The sequence below is a fragment of the Nocardia sp. IBHARD005 genome (assembly GCF_052814245.1).
Genome location: NZ_CP199935.1, coordinates 4,275,307 through 4,298,718, shown reverse-complemented (window position 1 = coordinate 4,298,718; position 23,412 = coordinate 4,275,307). Strand labels below are relative to the sequence as shown.

The window sequence follows — 23,412 nt, the reverse complement described above, 5'->3', positions numbered from 1 at the left end:
GGCAAGGCGCGGCGGGTGCTCTATCGGCGGTCGAAAACGCTGGCGTCGTGCAGCATCTCGGCGCGCAGCATCGTCTCCGGCACGCCCATCGCCTCCACCAGGGTCAGCGCGTCGGGTCGCAGGCGGTCGACGAGTTCGTTCACCCCGCGCCGCACCCCCTTGGCCCGCTCCACCGACATGAACCGGTGCATGATGTACCAGGCCAGGTTCTCCTCCAGCGAGGCGTAAACATAGAGGTCGCAGACTGTTTCAGCGAGAGCTTTCGCGTCCGGGTCCTCGATGTCGGCGATACCGTCGACGAACTCCTCCAGCACGAGGCGGTCGATGTGCGCGGCCCCGGCGGCCAGGATGTGGTCCTGGGCATTGTTGAACGCCTCGAACGGGCCGGTATCAGCGGCCCGGGCGCGCAAGCGGTGCGCGGCGGTGCGCAGCAGGTAGTCCTCGCGGTCGGCGAACAGCTGCAGCTGGACATCGCGTTTGGACAGGTCACCCTCGTCGACGCTCTCGTCGTTGCGGTCGCGCAGGGTCTGGATCAGCTGACGCACGCCCGAGCGTTTACGCACCACGTCGCCGGCCATGGTGGCGGCGAAACGCACCCAGCCGAGCGCGTCGAGGTCGCGGACCTCGTCGGAGTAGGCCGTGAGCAGTTCCTTCGCCACGAGCTGGGTCAAGACGATGTTGTCGCCTTCGAAGGTGGTGAACACGTCGGTGTCGTCCTTCAGCGTGACCAGGCGGTTCTCGGCGAGATAGCCCGCGCCGCCACAGGCTTCGCGGCATTCCTGAATAGCCCGGGTGGCGTGGCGGGTCTGGGCGACCTTCAGACCGGCGGCACGCTTCTCCAGCGCCCGCTGTGAGCTCGGTTCCGTGTCCTGCCCGCGCTGGATCAGATCCATCCGGCGCACGAGGTCGTTCTGGGCGAAGGCCAGCGCGAACGACTTCGCGACCAACGGCAGCAGCCTGCGCTGATGGCTGCGGTAGTCCAGCAGCAGGGTCTCCTCGCCGGTGTCGGGGTCGGCGAACTGGCGGCGCACCAGCGCGTAGCGCACGGCGATACTCAGTGCCACCCGCGCGCCCGCGGCGGCCGCGCCACCGACGCTGACCCGGCCACGCACCAGCGTGCCGAGGGTCGTGAAGAAGCGGCGGCTCGGGTTCTCGATCTCGGAACTGTAGGTACCGTCCGGGGAAACGTCGGCATAGCGGTTGAGCAGGTTCTCGCGCGGGATCCGCACCTGGTCGAAGACGATCCGGCCGTTGTCGACGCCGGGCAGACCGCCCTTGAGGCCGTCGTCGTAGGTGGTCACGCCGGGCAGGTCCGCGCCGCGGTCGTCGCGGATCGGTACCAGCAGACAGTGCACCCCTTGGCTCTCGCCGCCGACGATCAGCTGGGCGAACACCGCCGCCATCCGCGCGTGGACCGCGGCGCCGCCGATGTAGTCCTTGCGCGCCGACGGCGTCGGGGTATTGATCACGAATTCCTGCGTGGCCGGATCGTAGGTGGCCGTGGTCTCCAGATCGGCGACATCGCTGCCGTGCCCCGACTCGGTCATCGCGAAGCAGCCGAGCAAATCGAGCGAGATCAGGCGCTTGATGAAGTCGCGGTGCCGCTCGGTGCCCAAGTTCTCCACCGCGCCGCCGAACAGCCCCCACTGCACACCGGATTTCACCCACAGCGACAGGTCGGTGTAGGCCAGCATCTCCAGCCCGGTGACCGCGCCGCCCGGATCGCCGGTGCCGCCGTTCTCGGGCCGGAAGCCACGCTCGGGATAGCCCATGGTCGCGATGACGCGCATCTGGTCGAGCACGCGAGCCCTTGCCGCGTGGATGTCGAGTTCGGGGTCGTCGGTGAATTCCTCGCCGGCGAGTTGCGTGCGCGCCTGCTCCCTGACCGTGCGCCACGGTCCGTCCAGCGCTGCGCGGAGATGTTCTGCCGTCGTCGATGTGCCGGTAGCCATGGCTCCGACACTAGCCCGCCGACGAACAGTCACCCAGGCCCGAAACTCGGTTCGGGCCACAGTCTTGCCAACGGATTGAACAGGCGTTTAATATATTGAACATGCGTTCAGCCGATCTCACCACCGCAGCCAGGATCCGCGATTGCGCGATCGAATTGTTCGGTGAGCAGGGCTTCGGTGTCGGGGTTCGGGCGATCGCCGCCGCGGCCGGAGTGTCGCCCGGTCTGGTGAACCATCACTTCGGTTCCAAGGACGGCCTGCGCGCGGTCTGCGACGATCGCGTGCTCGAGATCATCCGCGACGAGAAGTTGCGCGCGATTGCGGCGCCGGGCCCCGCGGGGATGCTCACCGCGATGGCCGAGATCGAGATGTACGCCCCTCTGGTGGCCTACATGCTGCGCAGCTTCCAAGCCGGCGGGGCGCTCTCGGAGTCGTTGCTCGAGCACATGATCACCGACGCGGAGCAGTACATGCAGACCGCCGTCGACGCGGGAAAGATCAAGCCGAGTCGCGATCACACGGCGCGCGCCCGCTACCTCGTGCTCTGCCACGTCGGCGCCATGAACCTCTACCTGCAGATGCGCATACAACGCGAAGGAAAACTCGACTACCGCAAGGCGATTCGTGAGCTGTCCGACGAGATCACCTTTCCGGCCCTCGAGCTCTACACCCAGGGATTACTCACCGATTCCACCGTGCTCGACACCCTTTTCGAGGAGTAGACGATGCCCAACCCCACCACCGCCCTGGTCATCGATGTCGCGGACCTGCGAAAGACGTTCGGCCGCTGCACCGCGCTCGACGGACTCGACCTCCATGTCGGTACCGGCGAAATCCACGGTTTTCTCGGTCCCAACGGCGCAGGCAAGTCCACCACCCTCCGAATCCTGCTCGGCGTCCTGCGCGCGACCGGTGGCGAGGCCGCGGTGTTCGGCCGTGACCCGTGGACCGATGCCGTCGACCTGCATCGCCGGATCGCTTACGTCCCAGGCGATGTCACGCTGTGGCCGTCGCTGTCGGGTGGCGAGACGATCGATCTGCTCGCCCGCATGCGCGGCGGCCTGGACCAGGCGCGGCGCGACGAGCTGATCGAACGCTTCGAGCTGGACCCGACCAAGAAGGCACGTACCTACTCCAAGGGCAACCGGCAGAAAGTCGCACTGGTATCAGCCTTTTCGGCGAACGCGGACCTGTTGATCCTCGACGAACCGACGTCGGGTCTCGACCCGCTGATGGAACAGGTCTTCCAGGACTGTGTGCGTGATGGGGCGGCCCGCGGTGCGACGGTCCTGCTGTCGAGCCACATCCTGTCCGAGGTCGAGCACCTGTGCGATCGGGTGACGATCATCCGGGCGGGCCGTACCGTCGAATCCGGTTCGCTCAACGAACTCCGCCACCTGAGCCGCACCGCCATCACCGCCGACCTGATCGGTGATCCCGGCGATCTCAGCGCGCTGCCCGGTGTCGGCGATGTCGAACAAGACGGATCGACGCTGCGCTGCCAGGTCGACGCCGACCATCTCGGCGCCCTGATCCGGGTACTCGGTGACGCGGGCGTCCGCAGCCTGACCAGTGCGCCGCCGACGCTAGAGGATCTGTTCCTGCGCCACTACCACGTCGACAACACCGAGACCGGGGAGAAGGTGCGGTCATGACCACTACTGTCGCGCTCCCTCCTTTCACCGCAACCTCGCGCACCGCAGGCGAATTCGCGGGCACCGCACAGATGCTGCGCCTGTACCTGCGCCGCGACCGGGTGGTGGCCCCGCTGTGGTCGCTGCTGATCGGGTTGATGCCCGCGCTGCAGATCGTCTCGATCAACGACATCTACACCACGCAGGAACGACTCGACCACTTCACGGCCACCACGGCCGCGAGCCCGGCGCTGATCGCCATGTACGGACCGGTTTTCAGCTCGGCACTCGGCTCCATCGGCACCTGGAAAGCCGGGGCGATGTACGCGATGATCGCGATCGCCGCGGTACTCACCGTCATCCGGCACACCAGAGTCGAGGAGGAGACCGGGCGCGCGGAACTGGTCGGCGCCACCAGCATCGGCCGATTCGCCGGCCTCACCGGAGCACTCCTGCTCACCTTCGGCGCGTCCGTGCTCGCCGGAATCGCTTGCACCGCTTCGCTGCTGGCCACCGACCTGCCCGTCGCGGGCTCGGTCGCCTTCGGTGCCGCGCTCGCCGCCTCCGGTGTCGTCTGGGGTGGGGTGGCCGCCGTCGCCGCGCAGGTCAGCACCGGAGCCCGGCTCGCCCGTGGCATCGCGCTCGGCACCTTGGGTGCCGCGTTCGCGGTGCGCGCGGTCGGCGACGCGGGAAATGGTGTGCTGTCCTGGTTCTCGCCGCTGGGGTGGTGCCTGCAGGTCCGCCCGTTCGCCGACGAACGCTGGTGGGCACTCGTGCCGGCGGCCGCCCTCGGCGCCGGCGCGACCCTGCTCGCCTATCGCTTGCTGCGCACCCGCGATATCGGTGCGGGCCTGCTGGCCGAGCGCCCCGGACCGGCGGTCGCCGGCACGGCATTGCCGGGTCCGATCGGTCTGGCCTGGCGGCTACAGCGGGGTTCACTGCTCGCCTGGACGACCGGCTTCGCCCTGTACGGCTTGCTCATCGGCGGTGCGGTGAACAGCATCGGCGGCATGCTCGACGACAGCGGCACCCTGCGGGACGTGGTCACCTCGCTGGGAGGGTCGGCGGATCTGGAGAAGTCGTTCATCACCTACGCCGTCACCATGCTGGCCGCCGCGGCCGCCGCCTACTCGGTGTCGGCCGTGCTGCGGCTGCACGAGGAGGAGAACTCGGGCCGCGCCGAGACGGTTCTGGCCGCCGCGGTGGGGCGCGTGCGGTATGCGTCGAGCCACCTGCTGTTCGCGATCGGCGGACCCGCCGTGGCGCTGCTGACCGCCGGTCTCGCCATCGGCATCGTCTGGGGCGCGACCGACGGTGATCTTCCCGGCACAGTCGGCGAATCCCTTGGCGCGGTCGCGGTGCAGCTGCCCGCGGTCTGGGTGATCACCGCCATCGCGATGCTGTTGTTCGGCGCCCTGCCCAAGTACGCGACCGTTGCCTGGGGCGTGCTGAGCGCGATGATCGTGATCTTCCTGCTGGGCTCGCTGGGCAGCATCGCCCAGTGGATCCTCGATCTGGTCCCGTTCGTCCACCCGCCGAAGCTGCCGGGCGCGGCGTTCGACATCGTGCCGATCGCCTACCTGGCCGCGTTCGCCGGAGCGGGAATCCTGCTGGGACTCACGGCCTTCCGTCGCCGCGACCTGCGCTGACGGCGAGGCGAGGCCCGGGTGGCGGGGTGGTGAGTCGACTCACCACCCCGGCTTCAGTACGCGCCGTCGCCGCGGGTGACCACCCCGATGGTGCGCGCGATCAACGCCAGATCCAGCACCATCGACCAATTCTCGACATAGGACAGGTCCAGCCGCACCGAGTCCTCGGGCGACAGATCCGACCGCCCGCTGACCTGCCACAGCCCGGTGACGCCCGGCTTCACCAGCAGCCGCCGTCGCATCTCCCCGTCATAGCTGTCGACCTCACGCTGCACCTGCGGGCGCGGGCCGACGACACTCATGTCGCCGCGCAGCACATTGAAGAACTGGGGCAACTCGTCGAGGCTGTACTTGCGCAGGAACCGGCCGACAGCGGTTACCCGCGGGTCGTCTTTGACCTTGAAGAACAACGGATTCCCACCGTGCCGGTCGATGAGCGCCTCCACTGCGCTGTCGGCATCGACGAGCATGCTGCGGAACTTGATCATCCGGAACGGAATACCGTCACGCCCGATCCGCTCCGAGAGGTAGAACACCGGTCCCGCGCTCGTCACCTTCACGGCGATCGCGACGGCGGCCAGCATCGGCGCGACGAGCACCAAGACCGTCGCGGCAAAACACAAGTCGAACAACGCTTTACGACTCGACTTCGCTCGTCCGTAGCGCGGCGGATCGATGTGCAGCATCGGCATCCCCGCGACGAGCCGATTGGTCAACCGTCCCCCCGCGATGTCGACGACACCGGGCGCCACGATCAGATCGACGCCGAGTGGATCCAATGCCCATGCCATTCGCCGCAATTCGGCGGGGCCCAGATGATCGGTCGCGGCCACGGCCACCGAATCGGCCCCACTGCGGCGTACCGCCTCGAGCACCGAGCGATCGTCCCCGAGCACCGACGGCCCATCGGTCGTATCGAACTGCGCGCCGATCGATCCCGATGGCACGCACACGCCGACCACGCGGTACCCGGAGCCGGGATCGCCGGTGAACGCCGTCGCCATCGCGTGCGCGGCCTCGGGCGAACCGACGACCAGCACCGCGGTGTGGCACCGGCCCTGTGCGCGCCACCGTCGCAACCGCCACCGCCACGCCAGCCGCCCAGCGACCAGCGCGAGCAGCCCGGCGGGCAGCGCGATGGCGAGATAGCCACGCGCGACCTCCACCCGGAACAGCAGCGCCAGGATCGCGAGCACACCGAACAGCCGCAGCGTCGCCGATACCAGCCTGCGGAACTCCTCGCTGCCGGTGCCCACCATCTGCGGTGTGCGGCTGCCGTATCCGTGCAGCAGCGCCAGCCACCCGGCGGCCAAGGCCAGCGACACCACGGAGTAACCGACCTCGTAGGGCAGCGGCCAGGCGAGCGGGGGCGCGGCAGGCCCACCGAAGCGGATCACCTGCGCGGCGGCGACCGCCCCGAATACCGCGATCACATCGGTCACGACCAACCGCTGGACCAACGCGGTCTGCCAACTCTCGCGCTGCGTACGGCGCAGCGCTTGGACACCGTTGACAACATCGACGTCGCCAGTACCGGTGAGCTCGTAGCTCATGAACCCACACCTCCCCTTCGGGAGACGAATCGTTTCCCGATCCCCGTCGACCGGAACGCGGCCGTTGCGGCCGTCCTACTTCCCGTCGATTCGAACCCCGCCCGCTGATTGTTACAGACCCCGAGCAGGCATTCTTGCCGAAGGCTCACTGCCACAACAGATTCCAGCGGTTAACCACATCACAGCGCAATCGGACAGCTATCACCGAGTCGCTATTGCCTTTCGATATGAATGCAGGACAATCACTTTCACAAGTGATGTGCGTCACAAATGACTGAGGAACGGTCGCGCTCGCCAGCAGTTTGCCGGTGCCGGATCGACCTGCTCGAACTCCGAAACATACCACGAATCTCTTTCTGCCCCGCACGTTTCGGGGCATCCCCTAGTGCCCGCCGCTGTAACGTCTGAGCCCGTCGATCCGACTTCCGGCATGACCGGCATGAGCCGTGATTGCTTGGGTGAACGTGTAAGAAGGTGGGGGCTCCACGTGCAATGTCGACTCTGTGATTCCGAACGGCTCACGAGCGTGCTCGATCTGGGTGCCACCCCTCCGTGCGAGAGCTTCCTTGCCGTCGAGGAGCTCGACCTGCCGGAGGCGACGTATCCGCTGCACCTGCGATTGTGCGAGGACTGCCTGCTGTTGCAGATCCCGGCGCTGATCACCCCCGAGGACACCTTCACCGAGTACGCGTACTTCTCCTCGTTCTCCGACAGCTGGATCCGGCACGCCGAGCAGTTCGTCACCACCACCGCCGAGCGACTCGGCCTCGGCCCCGATTCGTTCGTCGTCGAGGTGGCCAGCAACGACGGCTACCTGCTGCGGCACGCGGTCGCCCGCGGCATCCGCTGCCTCGGCATCGAGCCATCCGTCAACGTCGGCCTGGCGGCCCGCGAGGTCGGCGTGCCGACGGAAACGGCGTTCCTGGAACAGGATTCGGCCGCACGGATCCGCGCCGAGCACGGTCCGGCCGACCTGGTGGTCGCCAACAACGTCTACGCCCACGTGCCCGACCTGCGCGGGTTCACCCATGCGCTGCGCACGCTGCTCAGCGACGACGGCTGGTGCAGCATCGAAGTGCACCACGCGCTGAACCTGGTCCAGCTCGGCCAGTTCGACACCATCTATCACGAGCATTTCCAGTACTACACCGTCCATTCGGCGCAGCGCGCGCTGGCGATCGCCGGGCTGACCGTCGTCGATGTGGAACTGCTGGAAACCCACGGCGGCTCGATCCGGCTGTGGGCACGCCCCGACGCCGTCGCCGAACCCAGCGCCCGGGTCGCCGAGGTCCTCGACCTCGAGCGGGCAGCGGGCCTGCACGAGCCCGCCGGTTACGCCGCGCTCGGTGCCCGCGCGGAATCGGTCCGCCAGGAGCTGCTGCGTTTCCTGCTCGACTGCCGCGCGGCGGGCAAGCGGGTAGTCGGCTACGGTGCGCCGGGCAAGGGCAACACCCTGCTCAACTACTGCGGTATCCGGCCCGACCTGCTCGAGTACACCGTGGACCGCAACCCCTACAAGCACGGCCGATTCACCCCGGGCACCCGGATCCCGATCCATCCGCCGGCGCGCATCGACGCCGACAAACCCGATGTGGTGCTGGTCCTGCCGTGGAATCTCGAACCCGAGATCACCGCCCAGCTCAGCCATGTCGGTGCCTGGGGTGGCGAATTGATCTATCCGCTTCCGGTGCTGCATCGCGGCACCGCGATCGACACACCGGTGGCAGGCGAACCAGTCGCGGCCGGCGCACACTCCGAATGAAGGTGAACGAACCGATGAAGGTCGTACTGTTCTGCGGCGGATACGGCATGCGCATGCGCGGCGGATCCGGCGACGTCGTCCCCAAGCCGATGCAGCTGGTCGGTCCGCGCCCCCTGCTGTGGCACGTGATGCGCTATTACGCGCACTACGGCCACAAGGAGTTCGTCCTGTGTCTCGGCTACGGCGCCGAACACATCAAGAACTTCTTCCTCACCTACCAGGAGTCGGCGTCCAACGACTTCGTGATCCGCAACGGTGCGGTGGAACTGCTTGGCAGCGACATCAGCGACTGGTCGATCACCTTCGTCGACACCGGCGTCGAATCCGCGATCGGGGAGCGACTGCGCCGCGTGCGCGAGCACCTCGACGGCGACGAGCACTTCCTGGCCAACTACGCCGATGTCCTCACCGACGCACCACTGGACACCATGATCGAGCGCTTCCACGCCTCGGGTGCGGCCGCGTCGATGATGGTGGTGCCACCGCAGTCCTCGTTCCACTGCGTGGACATCTCACCGACGGGCGAGGTGAAGGACATCGTGCCGGTGGCGCAGATGCCCCTGTGGGAGAACGGCGGATACTTCGTACTCAGCCAGGAGATCTTCGATCTCCTGCCGCCGGGCGGGGATCTGGTGGCCGACGCGTGCGGCGCGCTCGCCGGGCAGGGCAGACTTTTCGGGTATCAGCACATGGGCTTCTGGAAGCCGGCCGACACCTTCAAGGAGCGCGCCGAACTCGACGACGCCTACCGCAACGGCACCAGGCCGTGGATGGTGTGGGACCAGCCGTGATCGGGTTGTTCACCCGCCCACCGCGCCGGATCGCGGTGCTCGGCGCGCACTGCGACGACATCGCGATCGGCTTGGGGGCAACACTTCTCGCGCTCACCGGTGCCGATCCCGACGTCGAGGTCCGTGCCCTTGTGCTCTCCGGCGGCGGCACCGCGCGCGAGGACGAGGAGCGTGCGGCGCTGACCGCGTTCTGCTCGGGCACCGAACCCGACCTGCGGGTCCTCGATGTGCCCGACGGCCGCGCACCGGCGCACTGGGACCGGATCAAGGACGCACTGGCGGCCTTTCGTCGTGGCGGCGAACCCGAGGTGGTGTTCGCACCGCATCGCGGCGACGCCCACCAGGACCACCGCCTGCTCGCCGAACTGGTGCCGACCGAGTTCCGCGATCACCTGACCCTGGGTTACGAGATCCTCAAATGGGAGACCGACACCCCGGCGCCCACGCTCTACCACCCGTTGAGCCATGAACTCGCACAAGAGAAGTCGCGACTGCTGCACAAACACTATCCGTCGCAGACGGGCCGCGACTGGTTCGACGAACAGGCCTTCCTCGGGCTGGCCCGGCTGCGTGGCGTGCAGTGCCACGCACCGTATGCCGAGGCTTTCGTGCTCGACAAAGCGATCATCAGATGGGAACAGACGTGAACATGCGGGTACTGGTCACCGGGCACCAGGGCTATCTCGGCACCGTGATGGTGCCGGTGCTGCGGGCGGCGGGCCACCAGGTCACCGGCCTGGACATCGGCTACTTCGCCGACTGTCTGCTGGGCGAATTCGCCGGTGACCCCGAGGGTTTGGCGGTGGACCTGCGCGAGGTGACCGTCGAGCAGCTGCGTGGTTTCGACGCGGTGATCCACCTTGCCGCGTTGTCCAACGATCCCCTCGGCGCCTTGGCGCCGGAGATCACCTACGACATCAACCATCACGCGTCGGTCCGCCTGGCCCGCCTCGCCAAACAGGCCGGGGTCTCCCGGTTCTTGTACGCGTCGACCTGCTCGGTCTACGGTGCCGCCGGTGCCGACCTCGTCACCGAGGACGCCCCGCTGCGCCCGATCACCCCGTATGCCGAGAGCAAGGTGCGCGTCGAAGACGATGTGGCCGCCCTCGCCGATGACGATTTCGTCCCGGTGTTCCTGCGCAACGCAACGGCTTTCGGCTTCTCGCCGCGACTGCGGGCCGATATCGTGCTCAACAATCTGGTCGGCTACGCGGTGCTCACCGGTGAGGTGAAGGTGCTCTCCGACGGCACCCCGTGGCGCCCCCTGGTCCACGCCGCCGACATCGCCGCCGCGTTCGCCATCTGCCTCACTGCGCCCGCCGCCGACGTCTCGTGCCGGGCGTTCAATATCGGGACCGAGGTCAACAACCTGACCGTCGCCGAGATCGCCGCCTCGGTGGTCGACGCGGTGCCCGGCTCACGATTGCTGATCACCGGCGAGAGCGGCGCGGACCCACGGTCCTATCGCGTCGACTTCTCTTACGCGCGTGCGGTTCTCGGCTTCGAGGCACAGTGGACGGTGCCCGCGGGTGCGGCCGAGCTGTTCACCGAGTACACCGCGCGCGGGCTCACCTCGGACGCGTTCTTCCGCCGGTTCACCCGGTTGCCGCATCTGCAGGGCCTGTGCGATTCGGGAGTGCTCGACGCACAGCTGCGCCGGATCAGTGCGTCGGCGTCAGCGTAGCCAGCAGCGCGGGCCAGCTCCCGGCTCCCGCGTCCCGCGCGGAGACCGGGCCGACGGGCAGCGGCCAGTCGATGGCCAGCTCGGGGTCGTCGTAGGCGACCCCGAGGTCCTCGGCGGGATCGTGCGGACGGTCGATGCGGTAGCAGACGTCGGCGATCTCGGTGAGCGCCTGGAATCCGTGCAGGAAACCGGGCGGCACGTACAGGTGGTGGAACTGCTCGTCGTCGAGCCGAAAAGCCTGCCGCGCACCGAAAGTCGGCGAATCCGTGCGGATGTCGACCAGCACGTCGTGCACCGCGCCATGTGCGCAGCGCACCAGCTTGGCCTCACCGCGCCCGCCGCGACCGTGCATGCCACGAATCACCCCGCGCACCGACCGCGACTGCGAATCCTGCACGAAAGCCGCCGCCGCACCCGGCACCCCGAGGTGGGCATCGAACTCGCCCGCATCGAAGGTGCGAGTGAACAACCCACGCTCGTCCCGAAACGGTTCGGGAACGAGTACCACCACGTCGGCCAGTTCGGTCCGCTCGATACGCACGAGGACATCCTGCCTTACCCCTTCCCCACAGCTGATGCCGGGGATTTCTGCCATCAACCAACACCGCCTTCGTCGCCGCGGTCGGCGGCACATCCTTGGAGGTTGTCAAACGCCATGCGGCGTAACAGAAGAATCCGTGACAGACACTCCGATTCCTCCCCGTGGCTGAAGCCAGGGCGTTCCCCGGAGCCTGCTCGATGACCCGCCGATGCCGCGGCTGCGGAAATGCCACCCTCACTACGGTGCTCGATCTGGGCACGACCCCTGCCGCAGACCACTTTCCGCCACGTGACACACCGGTCACCACCACCGAAATCGGCCATCCGTTGCGCATGAACCAGTGCACGGTCTGCGGGCTGGCCCAGCTCGCCGACGACGACACGGTGACGGCCGAACCCCACGGCATCGAACCGCAGGCTCTGCGCGACCAGGCCGCCGAGGCGGTGCGCCTGGTACACGCTGCCGGACTGCTGCGCGGGTCGACGGTGACCGAATTCGGCAGCCCCCACGGTGGTACGTGGCTGCCCCTGCTCGCCGCGCACGGCTTCACCGAAAGCACCGGCGGAGCGGCCGATGTCGTGCTCGACTGCTTCGGCATCATGCACGAACCCGATCAGCGGGTGGCGTTCGCGGTGCGTGCCGCGGCGACGGCTCCCGACGGGGTGCTGCTCGTGCAGTACCACTCGCTGGCCACCATCGTCGCGCAAGGGCAGTGGAATGCGTTGCGGCACGGGCACTTCGCGTATTACTCGCTGGCAACGCTGCGCACACTGTTGCGGGCCGCGGGGATGAGCGTGGTCACCGCGTGGGAGTTCGAGCTCTACGGCGGCACCGTGCTCCTCGCTGTTCGGCACGGCGACCACGCTCCCGACGCCACGGTGGCACGGCTGCTCGCGGACGAGGCCGATTCGCTGAGGTCGGTCAACAGGCTCCAGGACACGGTCGACCACCATGTCAAAGCACTGCGTACCTGGTTGGAAGCCAGTGCGGCACAAGGGCATCGGGTCTACGCCTATGGTGCCGCCTCCCGGGCGGTCGCCCTGCTCAGCATGGCGGGCGCGCACCGAGGTCTGCTCGCCGGTGTCGCCGATGCCTCACCAGGCAAGCAAGGCTGCCGAATGCCCGGTACCGATGTGCCCATCATCTCCCCCGCCGACCTGGTCGCCGCCGACCCCGATGTCGTGCTGCTGACGTTGCCCGATCTGCTCGCCGAGGTGAGCGCCGGACTGCCCACACTCGACGGCCGCTGGATGATCGACGACCCAGCGGGCCCACGCAGGCAATAGTCGCGCGCAACGACTGTGGCATAGCAGACTTTATGTTGATCGGCGCATGATCGGATGGCGTGGGATACTCGTAACGCCCAGCGCCGCACCATGATCGAGCCGCTGATCGCCCTCTCGAGCGATCACCGGCATCACCGTCGGCCCACCGCAGTGTCGCGATGGCCGGTGCCCGGATCGTAGGGGGACGGCGGCGCCGAACGCATCGTTCGACGGGCGAGTTTCTCAGGGGAAGAATCTGATGAGGGGAATCACCGTGCTTGCACCGCGCGCGCTGCGCATCGCAGCGATGGCCTCGGCCGTCGCCGTCGGTCTCGCCATGGGGGCCGGCTCCGCCGGTGCCGGAATCGACGCCAGCAGTACCGTTCTCGACGGCAAGGACCGTACCGTCGAAGCCATCCAGTCCGACACCCGGATCGACTTCGTCGCCCCGCTGGACGGCAATCCGCTCACCCGCGAGTGGTTCCACAGCGGCGCGGCCTCCTACCGGATCACCGGTCCTGACGCCGAGGGCTGGTCGGGCCACATCATTATCGGCTACCAGGTCGGCTACCCCGCGACCCTTGACGGCAGGATCAAGTTCGAGTGGTCGACGCCGAGCCTGGGTATCGAGATCGGCAGTGATCCCAGCGCGACGATCGGCGGCCTGATCCCGACGGCGGGTATCGAACTGGCAGTCGGCTTCGGCCCCGGCATCCAGGAGGTCGAGGTCGCCGGGGGCGATATCTCCGGAGCCGAAGGCGTGCTGCGACTTTCGGGCTTCCACGGCACCGTCACCGGCGTGCTCGGCCAGACCAACGTCCGCCCGTTCGTGAAGATCGTCGGCTCCTCCGGCGACACCGTTGTCACCTACGGCAAGACCTTCTCGATCTGATCCGCATGGCCCCGGCGGTGTTCACTCGCCGGGGCACTCCGAACACCCGCCGGTGTCAGGCGCCGGGGCGTACCGCACCGACCGCGCCCAGCGTGCGCACCCTGACCCGCTCCATGATCTGGCCGACCAGGCGCAGGTCACCGGTGAGAACGTCGGCGCGCGTCACCAATTCGGGATAGTCGACGACAAGGCGATGGTGGAAGCGGTACATGTCGGTGAGCTTCGATCTGGTGGTCGTGCGACTGCACAGGTTGAACGAGGAGTTGCGCCACGCGGCGACGATCCGTTCCATACCGACGAAGTGCCCGCCGGTGGCGACGCGTGCGAAGAGGTCGACGTCCATCGGGAACACCAGGTCGGGGCGAAGGCCACCCACCCGCCGGTAGTCGGCCAGCCGGAACATCGCGGCGGCCGTCGGCCCGAACTCGGCGGGACCGCGCCGCACGATGACCTTGGCCAGTTCCCGTGGTGTGCGACGGCCGATCAGACCGGGCAGACCGAGGTCGGTCTCGAGCAACCCGCCCTGCTCATCGATTACGTCGAATCGTCCCGCGCAGATCGCGACCGACGAGTCGGCCATCAGCGCCCACTGTTCGGTCAGCGCGCCCGGGCGCAGAATGTCGTCGGCGCACACCACTTTCACCAGGTCACCGGACGCGGCCCGGATCACCCGGTCCCAATTGGCGCCGATCGGGAGCACCGACTCGTTGCGCAGCACCCGCACCCGGGGATCACCGGTGGAGCGGGCGATCTCGCCGGTGCGGTCGGCGCTGGCGTTGTCGAGGACGAGCAGTTCGAAGTCGGCATCTTCGGCGAGCACCGATTCCAGGGTCACCGCGAGCGTGCGCTCGGCGTCATAGGCGGGCACACACACCGTCAACGCGGAAACCATTGTCGCACTCCCTGTCACCGGGGTGTGCCCTGTTGCACCCCCGCCTCCCCCGGTGACGAATCTACCGCACTCCCCTACTGCGTGCCGCCCGGTAGGCCCGAAGGCCGGTACTCCCCTAGACTGTGGGCTGATTGCGAATTCGCCGGTCGGGATGCACTTCGCGGGACACATGATGAAGGGTGCGAGGGTTGACGACTGCGACCGCTGTGGTTGGTGTGCACATGACCGGATCGGAATGGTTCGGTACCACACCGGGCGGACTCAACCGGTATTTCACCGATCTGTATCGAGCACTGGCGCGACAGCCGCGGATGGCGGTGACCGCGTCCGCGTTCGGTGCCGCCGACGACGCGAGCGCCGGATCGTGGGGGCCGACGGGCGGTTCGACATGGCACCGCACCCGGACCGCGCTGCTCGCGCGCTCCGAGCTCGCCCCCGACACGATCCTCGACCGGCATTTCTGTCTGTACGGCCCCCTCGCCCGGACCGTGACGACCAAGCGGCCGCTGGTCGTCCATTTCCACGGGCCGTGGGCGCAGGAGAGCGCGATGGCGGGTGAATCGGCCCGTGCCGTGCGCGCGAAGTACCTGTTCGAACGACTGCGTTATCGCGGCGCCGACCGATTCATCGTGCTGTCGGGCCACTTCCGTGATGTGCTCGAACGCGACTACCACATACCCGCCGACCGGATCTCGATCATCGCGCCCGGCGTCGACCTGGACCGCTTCCATGCCGCACCACTCGATACGAGGGCGCCGACGCGCACGGTGTTGTGCGTGCGCAGGCTCGAGCGACGCATGGGCATCGATGTGCTGTTGAGGGCCTGGCCGCAGGTATCGGCCGCGCACCCCGACGCTCGACTCGTCGTCGTCGGCACCGGCACCGCCGAAGCGGATCTGCGCGCCGAGGCGGCCGAGCTCGCCGGCACCGTCGAGTTCACCGGCCGGGTCAGCGACGACCGGCTCACCGAGCTGTACGCCGAAGCCACTGTCTCCGTTGTTCCGACGGTCGCGCTGGAGGGCTTCGGCCTGATCGCCCTGGAGTCGCTGGCCGCGGGCCGAGCGCCGATCGTCACCGACTGTGGCGGATTGCCCGACGCCGTGCGCGGCCTGGACCCCACCCTCGTCGTCCCCGCAGGCGAGCCCGACGCGCTCGCCACCCGGCTCGTCGCCGCCCTCGACGGCACGGTCCCCGACCCGGCCGCCTGCCGCGCGCACGCGCAGACCTTCACCTGGGATATCGCCGCCGACCGGCACGCTGCCCTGTATCGGGACCTGCGATGACCCGGGCTGTCTTCCTCGCGCATACCGCGGCACCGTCGGGCGCCGAGCTCGCCACCTTGCGGCTGCTCGACGCCTTGCGCGCCACCGGCCGCTATCAGGTCACCATGATCTACACCGAGGACGGGCCGATGGTGGCCCGGATGCGGGCACGTGAGATCGAAACCCGGGTCGTAGCGGGACAATTCGACTCGCGCGCGATGCGCATCGGCACCGGAGTGCTCGGACTGATCACCGGCTTCATCGCGTTGCTGCGGTTGGGCTGGGCCGTCGGCGCGGTCGTCGACGAAACCCGCGCCGATGTGGTCGTCGCCGAAAGCACCAAGGCACTGGTCCTCGGCGCCGTCGCGGCCCGCCGCGCGCGTGTTCCCCTGGTATGGCAGGTCCACGACCGCGTCTCCCCCGATTACTTCGGCAACCTTCCCGCCCTGGCGATCCGCGTGCTGGCCCGGCTCGTGTGCCGCGGACAGCTGGCCAACAGCCGCGCGACCGCTGCCACCCTGCCCACCGGACTAGCTACCGCGATCGCCTATCCGGGTGTCGAACTGCCTGCGGCACAAGCGGATCCGCGCACCCGCCCGGCCGCGGAGGCAGTTGTCGTCGTAGTCGGCAGACTCAGTCCATGGAAGGGCCAGGACGTCTTCCTGCGCGCGATCGCCGCGCTGCGGGTGCGGCCCGGCCGGGTGATCCTGGTGGGCGGCACGTTCTTCGGCGAGCAACCGTATCGCGCACAGCTGGAAAAGCTCGCGGCCGAATTGGGTGTGGACGCCGAATTCACCGGCCATGTCGACGATCCCGCCGAATATCTCACCGCCGCGGACATTCTCGTGCACTGCTCGGTCCTGCCCGAGCCGTTCGGACAGGTCGTCGTCGAGGGCATGGCCGCGGGCTGCGCGGTGGTCGCCGCGACACCGGGCGGTCCCGCCGAGATCATCCACACCGGAGTCGACGGCCTGCTCGTACCCGGCGGCGACGTCGCCGCCCTCACCGCCGCGCTGGAAACCCTCCTCCACGACCCCGACGACCGTGCCCGCCTCGCCATCGCGGGCCGCGACCGCGCGCGCGACTTCGACATCCACACCAGTGCCCGTACGGTCGCCGACTTCCTCGACACCATGGTGACCCGCGGTGACTGAGCACGATCGCTACCTGGCCACCGTCACCACCGACGTCTTCCCGCACGTGCAGGCGGTCCCCCGCGACTCCGGCCCGCCTCGCCGACCCGACGACGAACACGGATCCGGCGGCGGGCACATCAAGTCCGGCCCGCTGGCCGTCCTGCGCGACATCGGGTTCGTCAGCTTCGGCAAGTACGGGCAGTATCTCGTCACCTTCATCACCGTGCCGCTGATCGCCCGGGTGCTCGGCGCGCACGGACTCGGGCTGCTCGCGATGGCGATGTCGGCCTACTTCATCGGCTCGCTGATCGTCGACCTCGGCATCACCTCGTTCATGGCGGCGCGAGTGCCCGATGCCGAGGTCAACAACGGTGCCAGGACCCGGTTCTCGGCCATCAACCAGTTGCGCGGCGACTACCTCGCCGTGCGGCTGAGCCTGCTGCTGATACTCGGGCTGGCACTCGGTGCCGGCCTGGTGTTCGGCGTGCCAGAACCGGTGCAGATGATCCTGCTCGGCCTGTTCGCGGGCGGGTTCTGGTCGATGTCGGAGGACTGGCTGCTGATCGGCCAGGGCCGTTTCGGCGCGTCGACGGTCTATCAGGGCATCGGGCGGCTCGGCTACCTCGCCCTGCTGGTCGGCGTCCTGCCGCGCATGCCGAGTGCGCAGGTCGCGGTGCTGTGCCTGCTGGTGTCGTCGGTACCGACGGTGGTGGCCACCTGGATCGACACGTCCCGGCGCTACGGCAGGCCGTCGCGGCCGCGCGATGTCGGTGAGCTGCTGCGCACGGGCGCGCCGGTTTTCGCCTCCCGCTTGCTGATCACCACCTACGGCCAGGGTGCCGCCGCGATCTATTCGGTGGTGCTGAACGCGGCCGCCCTCGGCCTGTACTCCGCGGGCGATCGTCTCGTACGGGCCCTGCAATCGTTGCTCGACCCCATCGGTTTCGCCCTGCTGCCGCGCATGGCGCGACGCAGCACCGACAGCAACTTCTGGCGCGACAGCATGCGGGTGCTCGCCGCCTGCGTCGCCCTGGCCGCGCTGGTGAGTGCCCTGGTCTGGGTCACGGCGCCCTACCTGATCGAAGTGATCTTCGGCACCGAATTCCTCGGCGCGACATCACTGCTGCGGATCGAGATCCTGATCCTGCCCGCCACCACCGTCACCTCGTTCGTCACCACCGCGATCCTGCCCGTTCGCCAGGACACCTTCGGTGTGCTCGCCGGCGCCGTGATCGGCACGGTGATCGCGGCCTGCGCGCTCGGGCTGACCTTCCGCACCCACTCGGTACACACCCTCGTCTACGGCAGCGTGCTGGTCGAATACACCGTCGCTGCCTGGTATCTCGCGCGGGTCAGGATGCTTGTCCTGCGCGACCGGCGTAACAAGGACCACTCCGCATGAAAATCCTCTTCGTCGGCGACGACTGGATCGGCAGCAATGCCCGCTCGCTGGCCGACGGTTTCCGCCAGGCGGGCCACGATGTGCTCGTCGTCGACTCGACCGCGATCACCCTGCCGACCCGTTTGTCTCCACCCTGGATCTACGCCAAAGCACGCGCGGAGCGGGCACCGTGGCAGGTGCGCGCATTACACGAGCGAATCGAACGTAGCGCTGAGGCCTTCGATCCCGATATGGTGTTCGTGTTCAAGGGAATCCATCTCGACCAGCGCAGACTGCTCGATCTGCCTGCCGCGCTGCATGTGCATTACAGCGCCGACGATGTGGCGAACCCGGAAAATCTCACCTCCGCCTACCTCGCGCACGAGCCCGAGTGGGATCTCGTGGTCACCACCAAGCGCCACAATGTGCCCGAGCTGCGGGCACGCGGCGCCCGGGCCGTCGGTTTCGTTCGCAGCGCCTACGATCCGGCCTGGCATCACCCCACCGCCCGCCGCGACGGCCGTGACTACCTGGTCGGGTTCATCGGTGTGTGCCGTCCCGACCGCCGCGCCGCGATGGTCGAACTGGCCGGGCGCTACGGCGAGCGCATGCTGGTGCGTGGGCCCGGCTGGCGCCGGGTACCCGAACTGCGCGCCACCGGCGCCCACGTGGGCGGGGCTGTCTACGGCGCCCGGTATTCGGCCGCGGTGGCCCAGGTCGGCGCGAACCTGGTGCTGCTGAACTCCGGCAACCGCGACACCCACACCTGCCGCACCTTCGAAGTGCCCGCTGCCGGTGGACTTTTCGTCGGCGAACGCACCGATGAGCACGCCGAGCTGCTCGACGACACCACCGAATGCTTCCTGTTCTCCGACACCGGCGAACTCCACGACATCCTCGACCGATGCGCGGCCGAACCGGACACGGTCGCGGCGGTGGCCGCCGCCGGGCACCGCCGCGTCGTGGCCGACGGGCACCGCTATGTGGATCGGGCGCGCGAGATCGTTGCGCTGGCGCAGGAGGTCAGGTCCTGACCGGTTCTGCCACCGTCGCCGCCGTCGCCGCCGCGCTGCTCGTCATCGCGGTCGCTGCCCTGTGGGTGCCCGGCGTCGCCCGGGTGTTCCTCATCGCGCAGGCCGTGTTCTGGTCGCTGTCGTATGTGGCGCGACCGCTGGTGCTGCTCGCGGTGCGGCCCGAACCCCACTTCGGTGACAACGTGCCCGATCCGCGTCTGGCCGATCTCGGCTACGACCGCGGGATCGCGCTGGCGTTGCAGCATGTCGTGTTCGGGCTGTGGGCGTACGCGGCGCTGGTCGTCGCCTACGCGATCTGGGCGCACCGCAGGCCGCAGCGCCGCGCCGCCGCCCTCGACGATCCGGATTTCGTGCCCGCGCTGGTCGCGCTGTACGTGCTCGGCATGCTCGGCCGCGCGGCCGGGAAGGCGTCGGGGTCGGCGGGCACCGCGGGTGAGGTCGACAGCGCCAACCCGTTGCTGGCGTTCCTCGCTGTCCCGGCCTCGATCGCCGCGATCGGCCTGATCATCTTCCTGCGACCACCCGACCCACGCCGGACCGCCGTCATCCTCTGCGGGCTGCTGGCCGGTGAGCTGTGGTGGTCATCGGTGGTGCAATCGAAGACCCCGATCCTGGGCGCCGCGCTGGCACTGGCCATCCGGTTCTCGATGATCGGCTGGAACCGGCGCACCGCCCTCGGTGTCGCGGGCATCGGCGTGCTCGGCGTGGTGGGCTTCGGCTGGCTGCAGTCGTTCAAGTCCACCGGCACCGCGGCTCGGGATGCGGCGTCGGTCGATTCGATCTACCCCGAGAACGTCCAACCGTTCTTGAGCATCCTGCGCCGGTTCGATCTGCTCGAGGCCGCGACCGACGCACTGTTCTACGGTCCCGGCGGCTGGCTGACGCCGACCGAGGTGGCCCAGCACGCGAGCCTGAGCCTCATCCCGGCGCCGCTGCTCGGGCTGGAGAAGTTCCAGTCCGGGACGGCGTGGGCGAACCAGGTGCGCGGCGCCTCGGTGGACATGAGCACCGTGACGGTCTCGCTCGCCGAGGGAAATTTCAACGAGGGCTACGTGCTCGGCGGTTACACCGGGGTCCTCGTGTGCGCGGTGTTCACCTTCGCGCTGCTGCTGGCCTGGTCGCATTCGCTGTATTCGCGGTGGTTTCCGGTGGTCGTGCTCGGCTTGGCGATCACCGGCGCCTCGACCCTGTTCGAGCGCGGGATTCTCGGCAGCATGGAGAATCTCGGCAAATTCGTGCAGACCGCCGTGCTGGCGTGGCTGGTGTATCTGGTCGTCGAGGAGTTCCGGCGCACCGAATCATGTGTGGTATCAGGGGAAATGGAGTCCCAGCGATGGGTTTGATCGATATCTGGCGCATCGTACGACAGCGATGGCTGTTGATCGTGGGTGTCGTGCTGGTGTGCACGGCGGCCGCGTGGGCTTACGCGCAAACACTGCCGAGCACCTATTCGGCGTCGAGTTCGATGTATGTGTCGATGGCGACGGGCACCTCGGTCAACGACTCGTATCAAGGTGGTCTGGCCGCGCAGCAGCGCGTGCGGTCCTATCTCGATCTGGCGGCCTCCACGACGGTCGCGGCGCGGGTGGTCGACGAGAAGGGATTGAAGGTCACGCCGGAGCAGATGCGCGCGCGGATCACCGCCAGTTCCCCGCCCGCCACCTCGGTGATCGTGATCTCGGTGCAGGATTCGACGCCGACCGGCGCCCGCGATCTCACCGATGCCGCGGTGGCACAGTTCCGCAAGCTCGTCGACGAGCTCGAGTCCATCCAGCGCGACGCGGCACCGGCCGCGCGGGTTGCCGTGGTCGACCGCGCGCAGGTGCCGAGCACGCCGCTGGAACCGCCGCCGAGCCGGCTCGTGCTGCTGGGTCTGATCGCCGGTCTCGCCCTCGGAGGCGGCGCGGCGTTGCTGCGCGAGCGCACCGACCGTTCGCTGCGTACCCCGGATGCCGTGGCGGGCGCCCTGCCCGTTCCGGTGCTCGGTGTGATCGATGCGGGCAGGCCCGGTGCCGCGGGTGAGACGCGGCGGTTGCGCAGCCGGTTGCTGCAGCACGACCCCGCCAAGTCCGTGCAGCTGACGAGTCTGTCGCCGCGGTCGGAGCCGGATGTGGCGATGGCACTTGCCCGTTCGCTGTCCGACAGCGGACAGCACGTGGTGCTCGTCGACGCCGACACCAGTGGTGGCGGCAGCACCGAGTTCATCACCAGCGACAGCCCTGGGCTGGCCGCCGTGCTGCGCGCCACCCTGCCCGTCGCCAAGGCACTGACGCCGTGGTCGGAGACCGGGATCGCGTTCCTGCCACTCGGTGCGGCCGATCAGCAGACGCCGGACCTGCTGGTGTCGGCGCGGTTCGCCGACCTGCTCACCGACCTGACGTCGCGTTTCGACCATGTCATCGTGGAGACCGCACCGGTCACCGTCGCCGCGGACGCGATCGGTGTGGCACCGCTGTGCGATGCGACCGTCGGCATCGTCGAACTCGGTGCGCTGTCCGGTCCCGGCTTGCGCGGCGCGCTCGCGACTCTCGGCGCCGCGAAACTCACCGGAGCGGTGGTGTACAGCAGACCGTCGGCTCCTCTGGCCCGTTTCCTGGAACGGCTGCCCCTGTGAACGAGGAATCAGTGGGGCGGCGGCGGCTGCTCGCGGCCACTTTCGGCGCGGCGGCGGTGCTGCCATTGGCCGCGGCGTGTGCCGCCGACCCGGAACCGAGTGCCGAGTTCCGGTCACCGCACGTCAGCGATACGCCCGCGGCGCGCAACGTTCGCGATTTCGGGGCGGTCGGCGACGGTAAGGCCGACGATACGGCGGCCATCGCGGCGGCCGCGGCCGCCAGGGACCGGCCGGTGGTGCTGTATTTCCCGGCGGGCACCTATCGCGTCCGATCGTGGCCTGACATGCCGGATTACGCAACGGTTCTCGGCGACGGCGGGGACTCCAGCGTCGTGTTCTGCGAGGAAGATGTCACGCTGATCCGTTTGGAGCAGCGCAGCCGGGTGCGGTTCTCCCGCATCGGTTTCTATCTCACCGGACCGCGCGCCACCGGATTCGTGCTGTCGGAATGCTTCCGCTGTTCCTTCGACGGTGTCGTGATCCGGGGAAATCACCTCAGCGACAACCATCCTCGCTTCCTCGCCCAGCGTGGCGTTGTGCTGGATCGCAATACCGGTGGCACCGCGTTCATCAACTGCGATATCAACAATTTCGGGGTCGGGCTGGAAACGCAGTGCATCCAGAACTACGTCACCTCATCGAAATTCACGAGTAATTACGTCGGCGTGCTCGGCACCGGCAACGACCACAATGCCGGCTTGGCGCTGACCAACGTGGAATTCGTCTCCGATCGCGATCCGCGCACCACCGATCGCCATCTCATGGTCGACGGTGCGGCCAACGATTGGTGGCTCACCAATATCTGGTTCGAGGGCGCCGATATCGCGGTCTCGGCCGGAACACGCGGTAAGGGCGGACCCGCCCAGTTCGGCATGGTCAATTGCAAGGTGGCGGCCCGCTCGGTCGGGATCGATCTCGCGTATTGCAGGCAGCCATATCTGGCGAATGTGGTCTTCGATCAGGAATCCGACCGCCCCGCCGTCGAATTGCGCATCGACCCCACCGACTGCGCGGAGGGCACCGCGATCAATCTCATCTCCGGCACCGCCGACGACCTGCGGGCCGGAGTGTTCCCCGACGGGTGGCAGGTGATCGGGCGCAGCGGGATGCGCACCTCGCGGTTCACCGGCACCGTCATCACCCGCGCCGGGCACGGCGACGCCGACCTGTTCCAGGCGCAGGGCAACGACGGCGCGGTCCGCTCGGCCGTATTGTCCAGCGGCGCTTGGCTCTCCGATCACGCCGAGGCCGGACTCGTCCTCAAGGATCCCGCGGGTAGCTACTGGCGACTGGCCGTCGGCACCGACGGCGCGTTGCGCACCGTGGCCATGGGCAAACAACGGCCGCGACAATGAATTCGTATACCTCGG

Annotated in this window: 20 protein-coding genes; 16 read left to right on the top strand and 4 right to left on the bottom strand. The window is 68.3% G+C overall.

Going from position 1 to position 23,412, the window contains the following annotated elements; translation table 11 throughout:
• Window positions 1–20: 20 nt before the first annotated feature.
• Window positions 21–1,952, bottom strand: a complete 1,932-nt coding sequence (locus ACTWPB_RS20360) for an acyl-CoA dehydrogenase family protein (RefSeq protein ID WP_446222176.1) — start codon at window positions 1,950–1,952, stop codon at window positions 21–23.
• Between the two features lie 101 nt (window positions 1,953–2,053).
• Between ACTWPB_RS20360 and ACTWPB_RS20355 the strand changes: the two genes are divergently transcribed.
• The 3 genes from ACTWPB_RS20355 to ACTWPB_RS20345 are packed head-to-tail and all read left to right on the top strand — an operon-like array spanning window position 2,054 to window position 5,235.
• Window positions 2,054–2,674 carry a TetR family transcriptional regulator gene (locus ACTWPB_RS20355; protein ID WP_446222175.1) on the top strand — a complete coding sequence of 207 codons (621 nt, stop codon included), beginning with the start codon at window positions 2,054–2,056 and terminating at the stop codon, window positions 2,672–2,674.
• Window positions 2,675–2,677: 3 nt separating this feature from the next.
• Window positions 2,678–3,607 carry an ABC transporter ATP-binding protein gene (locus tag ACTWPB_RS20350; RefSeq protein WP_446222174.1) on the top strand — a complete coding sequence of 310 codons (930 nt, stop codon included), beginning with the start codon at window positions 2,678–2,680 and terminating at the stop codon, window positions 3,605–3,607.
• Window positions 3,604–5,235 carry an ABC transporter permease gene (locus tag ACTWPB_RS20345; RefSeq protein ID WP_446222173.1) on the top strand — a complete coding sequence of 544 codons (1,632 nt, stop codon included), beginning with the start codon at window positions 3,604–3,606 and terminating at the stop codon, window positions 5,233–5,235. The genes ACTWPB_RS20350 and ACTWPB_RS20345 overlap by 4 nt, the downstream gene beginning before the upstream one ends.
• Before the next feature lie 53 nt (window positions 5,236–5,288).
• Here the strand turns inward: ACTWPB_RS20345 and ACTWPB_RS20340 are convergent, their stop codons facing one another.
• Window positions 5,289–6,788 carry a sugar transferase gene (locus ACTWPB_RS20340; RefSeq protein WP_446222172.1) on the bottom strand — a complete coding sequence of 500 codons (1,500 nt, stop codon included), beginning with the start codon at window positions 6,786–6,788 and terminating at the stop codon, window positions 5,289–5,291.
• Between the two features lie 487 nt (window positions 6,789–7,275).
• On the opposite strand from ACTWPB_RS20340, the gene ACTWPB_RS20335 reads away from it, so the two are divergent.
• Genes ACTWPB_RS20335 through ACTWPB_RS20320 form a run of 4 tightly spaced genes read left to right on the top strand, consistent with a single transcriptional unit; the run spans window position 7,276 to window position 11,025 of the window.
• Window positions 7,276–8,550 (top strand): methyltransferase domain-containing protein, encoded by a 1,275-nt coding sequence (locus tag ACTWPB_RS20335; RefSeq protein ID WP_446222171.1) that lies wholly within the window; start codon window positions 7,276–7,278, stop codon window positions 8,548–8,550.
• Window positions 8,551–8,564: 14 nt separating this feature from the next.
• On the top strand, window positions 8,565–9,341 hold the full coding sequence (locus ACTWPB_RS20330) for a glucose-1-phosphate cytidylyltransferase (RefSeq protein WP_446222170.1): 777 nt from the start codon (window positions 8,565–8,567) through the stop codon (window positions 9,339–9,341).
• The gene (locus tag ACTWPB_RS20325; protein WP_446226426.1) at window positions 9,338–9,988 is read left to right on the top strand and encodes a PIG-L deacetylase family protein; all 651 of its coding nucleotides are present in this window, start codon (window positions 9,338–9,340) and stop codon (window positions 9,986–9,988) included. Before ACTWPB_RS20330 ends, ACTWPB_RS20325 begins: the two co-directional genes overlap by 4 nt.
• 2 nt (window positions 9,989–9,990) lie before the next feature.
• On the top strand, window positions 9,991–11,025 hold the full coding sequence (locus tag ACTWPB_RS20320; RefSeq protein ID WP_446226425.1) for an NAD-dependent epimerase/dehydratase family protein: 1,035 nt from the start codon (window positions 9,991–9,993) through the stop codon (window positions 11,023–11,025).
• Here the strand turns inward: ACTWPB_RS20320 and rfbC are convergent.
• On the bottom strand, window positions 11,003–11,566 hold the full coding sequence (rfbC, locus tag ACTWPB_RS20315; protein ID WP_446222169.1) for a dTDP-4-dehydrorhamnose 3,5-epimerase: 564 nt from the start codon (window positions 11,564–11,566) through the stop codon (window positions 11,003–11,005). The genes ACTWPB_RS20320 and rfbC overlap by 23 nt on opposite strands.
• A 197-nt stretch (window positions 11,567–11,763) precedes the next feature.
• Between rfbC and ACTWPB_RS20310 the strand changes: the two genes are divergently transcribed.
• Entirely contained in the window at window positions 11,764–12,852 is a 1,089-nt protein-coding gene (locus ACTWPB_RS20310) for a class I SAM-dependent methyltransferase (protein WP_446222168.1), read from the top strand.
• Between the two features lie 238 nt (window positions 12,853–13,090).
• Entirely contained in the window at window positions 13,091–13,723 is a 633-nt protein-coding gene (locus tag ACTWPB_RS20305; RefSeq protein ID WP_446222167.1) for an MspA family porin, read from the top strand.
• A 55-nt stretch (window positions 13,724–13,778) separates the two neighbouring features.
• Here the strand turns inward: ACTWPB_RS20305 and ACTWPB_RS20300 are convergent, their stop codons facing one another.
• Window positions 13,779–14,615, bottom strand: a complete 837-nt coding sequence (locus ACTWPB_RS20300; protein WP_446222166.1) for a glycosyltransferase family 2 protein — start codon at window positions 14,613–14,615, stop codon at window positions 13,779–13,781.
• 221 nt (window positions 14,616–14,836) lie between these two features.
• On the opposite strand from ACTWPB_RS20300, the gene ACTWPB_RS20295 reads away from it, so the two are divergent.
• The 7 genes from ACTWPB_RS20295 to ACTWPB_RS20265 all read left to right on the top strand — a co-directional run bounded on the left by ACTWPB_RS20295 (window position 14,837) and on the right by ACTWPB_RS20265 (window position 23,397).
• A complete protein-coding gene (locus ACTWPB_RS20295) occupies window positions 14,837–15,898 on the top strand; it encodes a glycosyltransferase family 4 protein (protein WP_446222165.1) in 1,062 nt (353 codons plus the stop codon).
• On the top strand, window positions 15,895–17,031 hold the full coding sequence (locus tag ACTWPB_RS20290) for a glycosyltransferase family 4 protein (RefSeq protein WP_446222164.1): 1,137 nt from the start codon (window positions 15,895–15,897) through the stop codon (window positions 17,029–17,031). Before ACTWPB_RS20295 ends, ACTWPB_RS20290 begins: the two co-directional genes overlap by 4 nt.
• A 118-nt stretch (window positions 17,032–17,149) precedes the next feature.
• Window positions 17,150–18,415: an oligosaccharide flippase family protein gene (locus ACTWPB_RS20285; protein ID WP_446226424.1), complete on the top strand. Its 1,266-nt coding sequence runs from the start codon at window positions 17,150–17,152 to the stop codon at window positions 18,413–18,415.
• Window positions 18,412–19,428: a CgeB family protein gene (locus ACTWPB_RS20280; RefSeq protein ID WP_446222163.1), complete on the top strand. Its 1,017-nt coding sequence runs from the start codon at window positions 18,412–18,414 to the stop codon at window positions 19,426–19,428. The genes ACTWPB_RS20285 and ACTWPB_RS20280 overlap by 4 nt, the downstream gene beginning before the upstream one ends.
• Window positions 19,425–20,771 (top strand): hypothetical protein, encoded by a 1,347-nt coding sequence (locus ACTWPB_RS20275; protein ID WP_446226423.1) that lies wholly within the window; start codon window positions 19,425–19,427, stop codon window positions 20,769–20,771. Before ACTWPB_RS20280 ends, ACTWPB_RS20275 begins: the two co-directional genes overlap by 4 nt.
• Window positions 20,762–22,042 (top strand): Wzz/FepE/Etk N-terminal domain-containing protein, encoded by a 1,281-nt coding sequence (locus tag ACTWPB_RS20270; RefSeq protein ID WP_446222162.1) that lies wholly within the window; start codon window positions 20,762–20,764, stop codon window positions 22,040–22,042. Before ACTWPB_RS20275 ends, ACTWPB_RS20270 begins: the two co-directional genes overlap by 10 nt.
• Complete coding sequence (locus tag ACTWPB_RS20265) at window positions 22,039–23,397, top strand: glycosyl hydrolase family 28-related protein (protein WP_446222161.1); 1,359 nt, start codon at window positions 22,039–22,041, stop codon at window positions 23,395–23,397. The genes ACTWPB_RS20270 and ACTWPB_RS20265 overlap by 4 nt, the downstream gene beginning before the upstream one ends.
• Window positions 23,398–23,412 lie beyond the last annotated feature (15 nt).

Coding starts and splice junctions, on each gene's coding strand:
- ACTWPB_RS20305 (WP_446222167.1), top strand. CDS start 13,091: ATGAGGGGAATCACCGTGCTTGCACCGCGCGCGCTGCGCATCGCAGCG.
- ACTWPB_RS20340 (WP_446222172.1), bottom strand. CDS start 6,788: ATGAGCTACGAGCTCACCGGTACTGGCGACGTCGATGTTGTCAACGGT.
- ACTWPB_RS20355 (WP_446222175.1), top strand. CDS start 2,054: ATGCGTTCAGCCGATCTCACCACCGCAGCCAGGATCCGCGATTGCGCG.
- ACTWPB_RS20320 (WP_446226425.1), top strand. CDS start 9,991: ATGCGGGTACTGGTCACCGGGCACCAGGGCTATCTCGGCACCGTGATG.
- ACTWPB_RS20270 (WP_446222162.1), top strand. CDS start 20,762: ATGGGTTTGATCGATATCTGGCGCATCGTACGACAGCGATGGCTGTTG.
- ACTWPB_RS20300 (WP_446222166.1), bottom strand. CDS start 14,615: ATGGTTTCCGCGTTGACGGTGTGTGTGCCCGCCTATGACGCCGAGCGC.
- ACTWPB_RS20280 (WP_446222163.1), top strand. CDS start 18,412: ATGAAAATCCTCTTCGTCGGCGACGACTGGATCGGCAGCAATGCCCGC.
- ACTWPB_RS20330 (WP_446222170.1), top strand. CDS start 8,565: ATGAAGGTCGTACTGTTCTGCGGCGGATACGGCATGCGCATGCGCGGC.
- ACTWPB_RS20310 (WP_446222168.1), top strand. CDS start 11,764: ATGACCCGCCGATGCCGCGGCTGCGGAAATGCCACCCTCACTACGGTG.
- ACTWPB_RS20295 (WP_446222165.1), top strand. CDS start 14,837: ATGACCGGATCGGAATGGTTCGGTACCACACCGGGCGGACTCAACCGG.
- ACTWPB_RS20360 (WP_446222176.1), bottom strand. CDS start 1,952: ATGGCTACCGGCACATCGACGACGGCAGAACATCTCCGCGCAGCGCTG.
- ACTWPB_RS20350 (WP_446222174.1), top strand. CDS start 2,678: ATGCCCAACCCCACCACCGCCCTGGTCATCGATGTCGCGGACCTGCGA.
- ACTWPB_RS20345 (WP_446222173.1), top strand. CDS start 3,604: ATGACCACTACTGTCGCGCTCCCTCCTTTCACCGCAACCTCGCGCACC.
- ACTWPB_RS20290 (WP_446222164.1), top strand. CDS start 15,895: ATGACCCGGGCTGTCTTCCTCGCGCATACCGCGGCACCGTCGGGCGCC.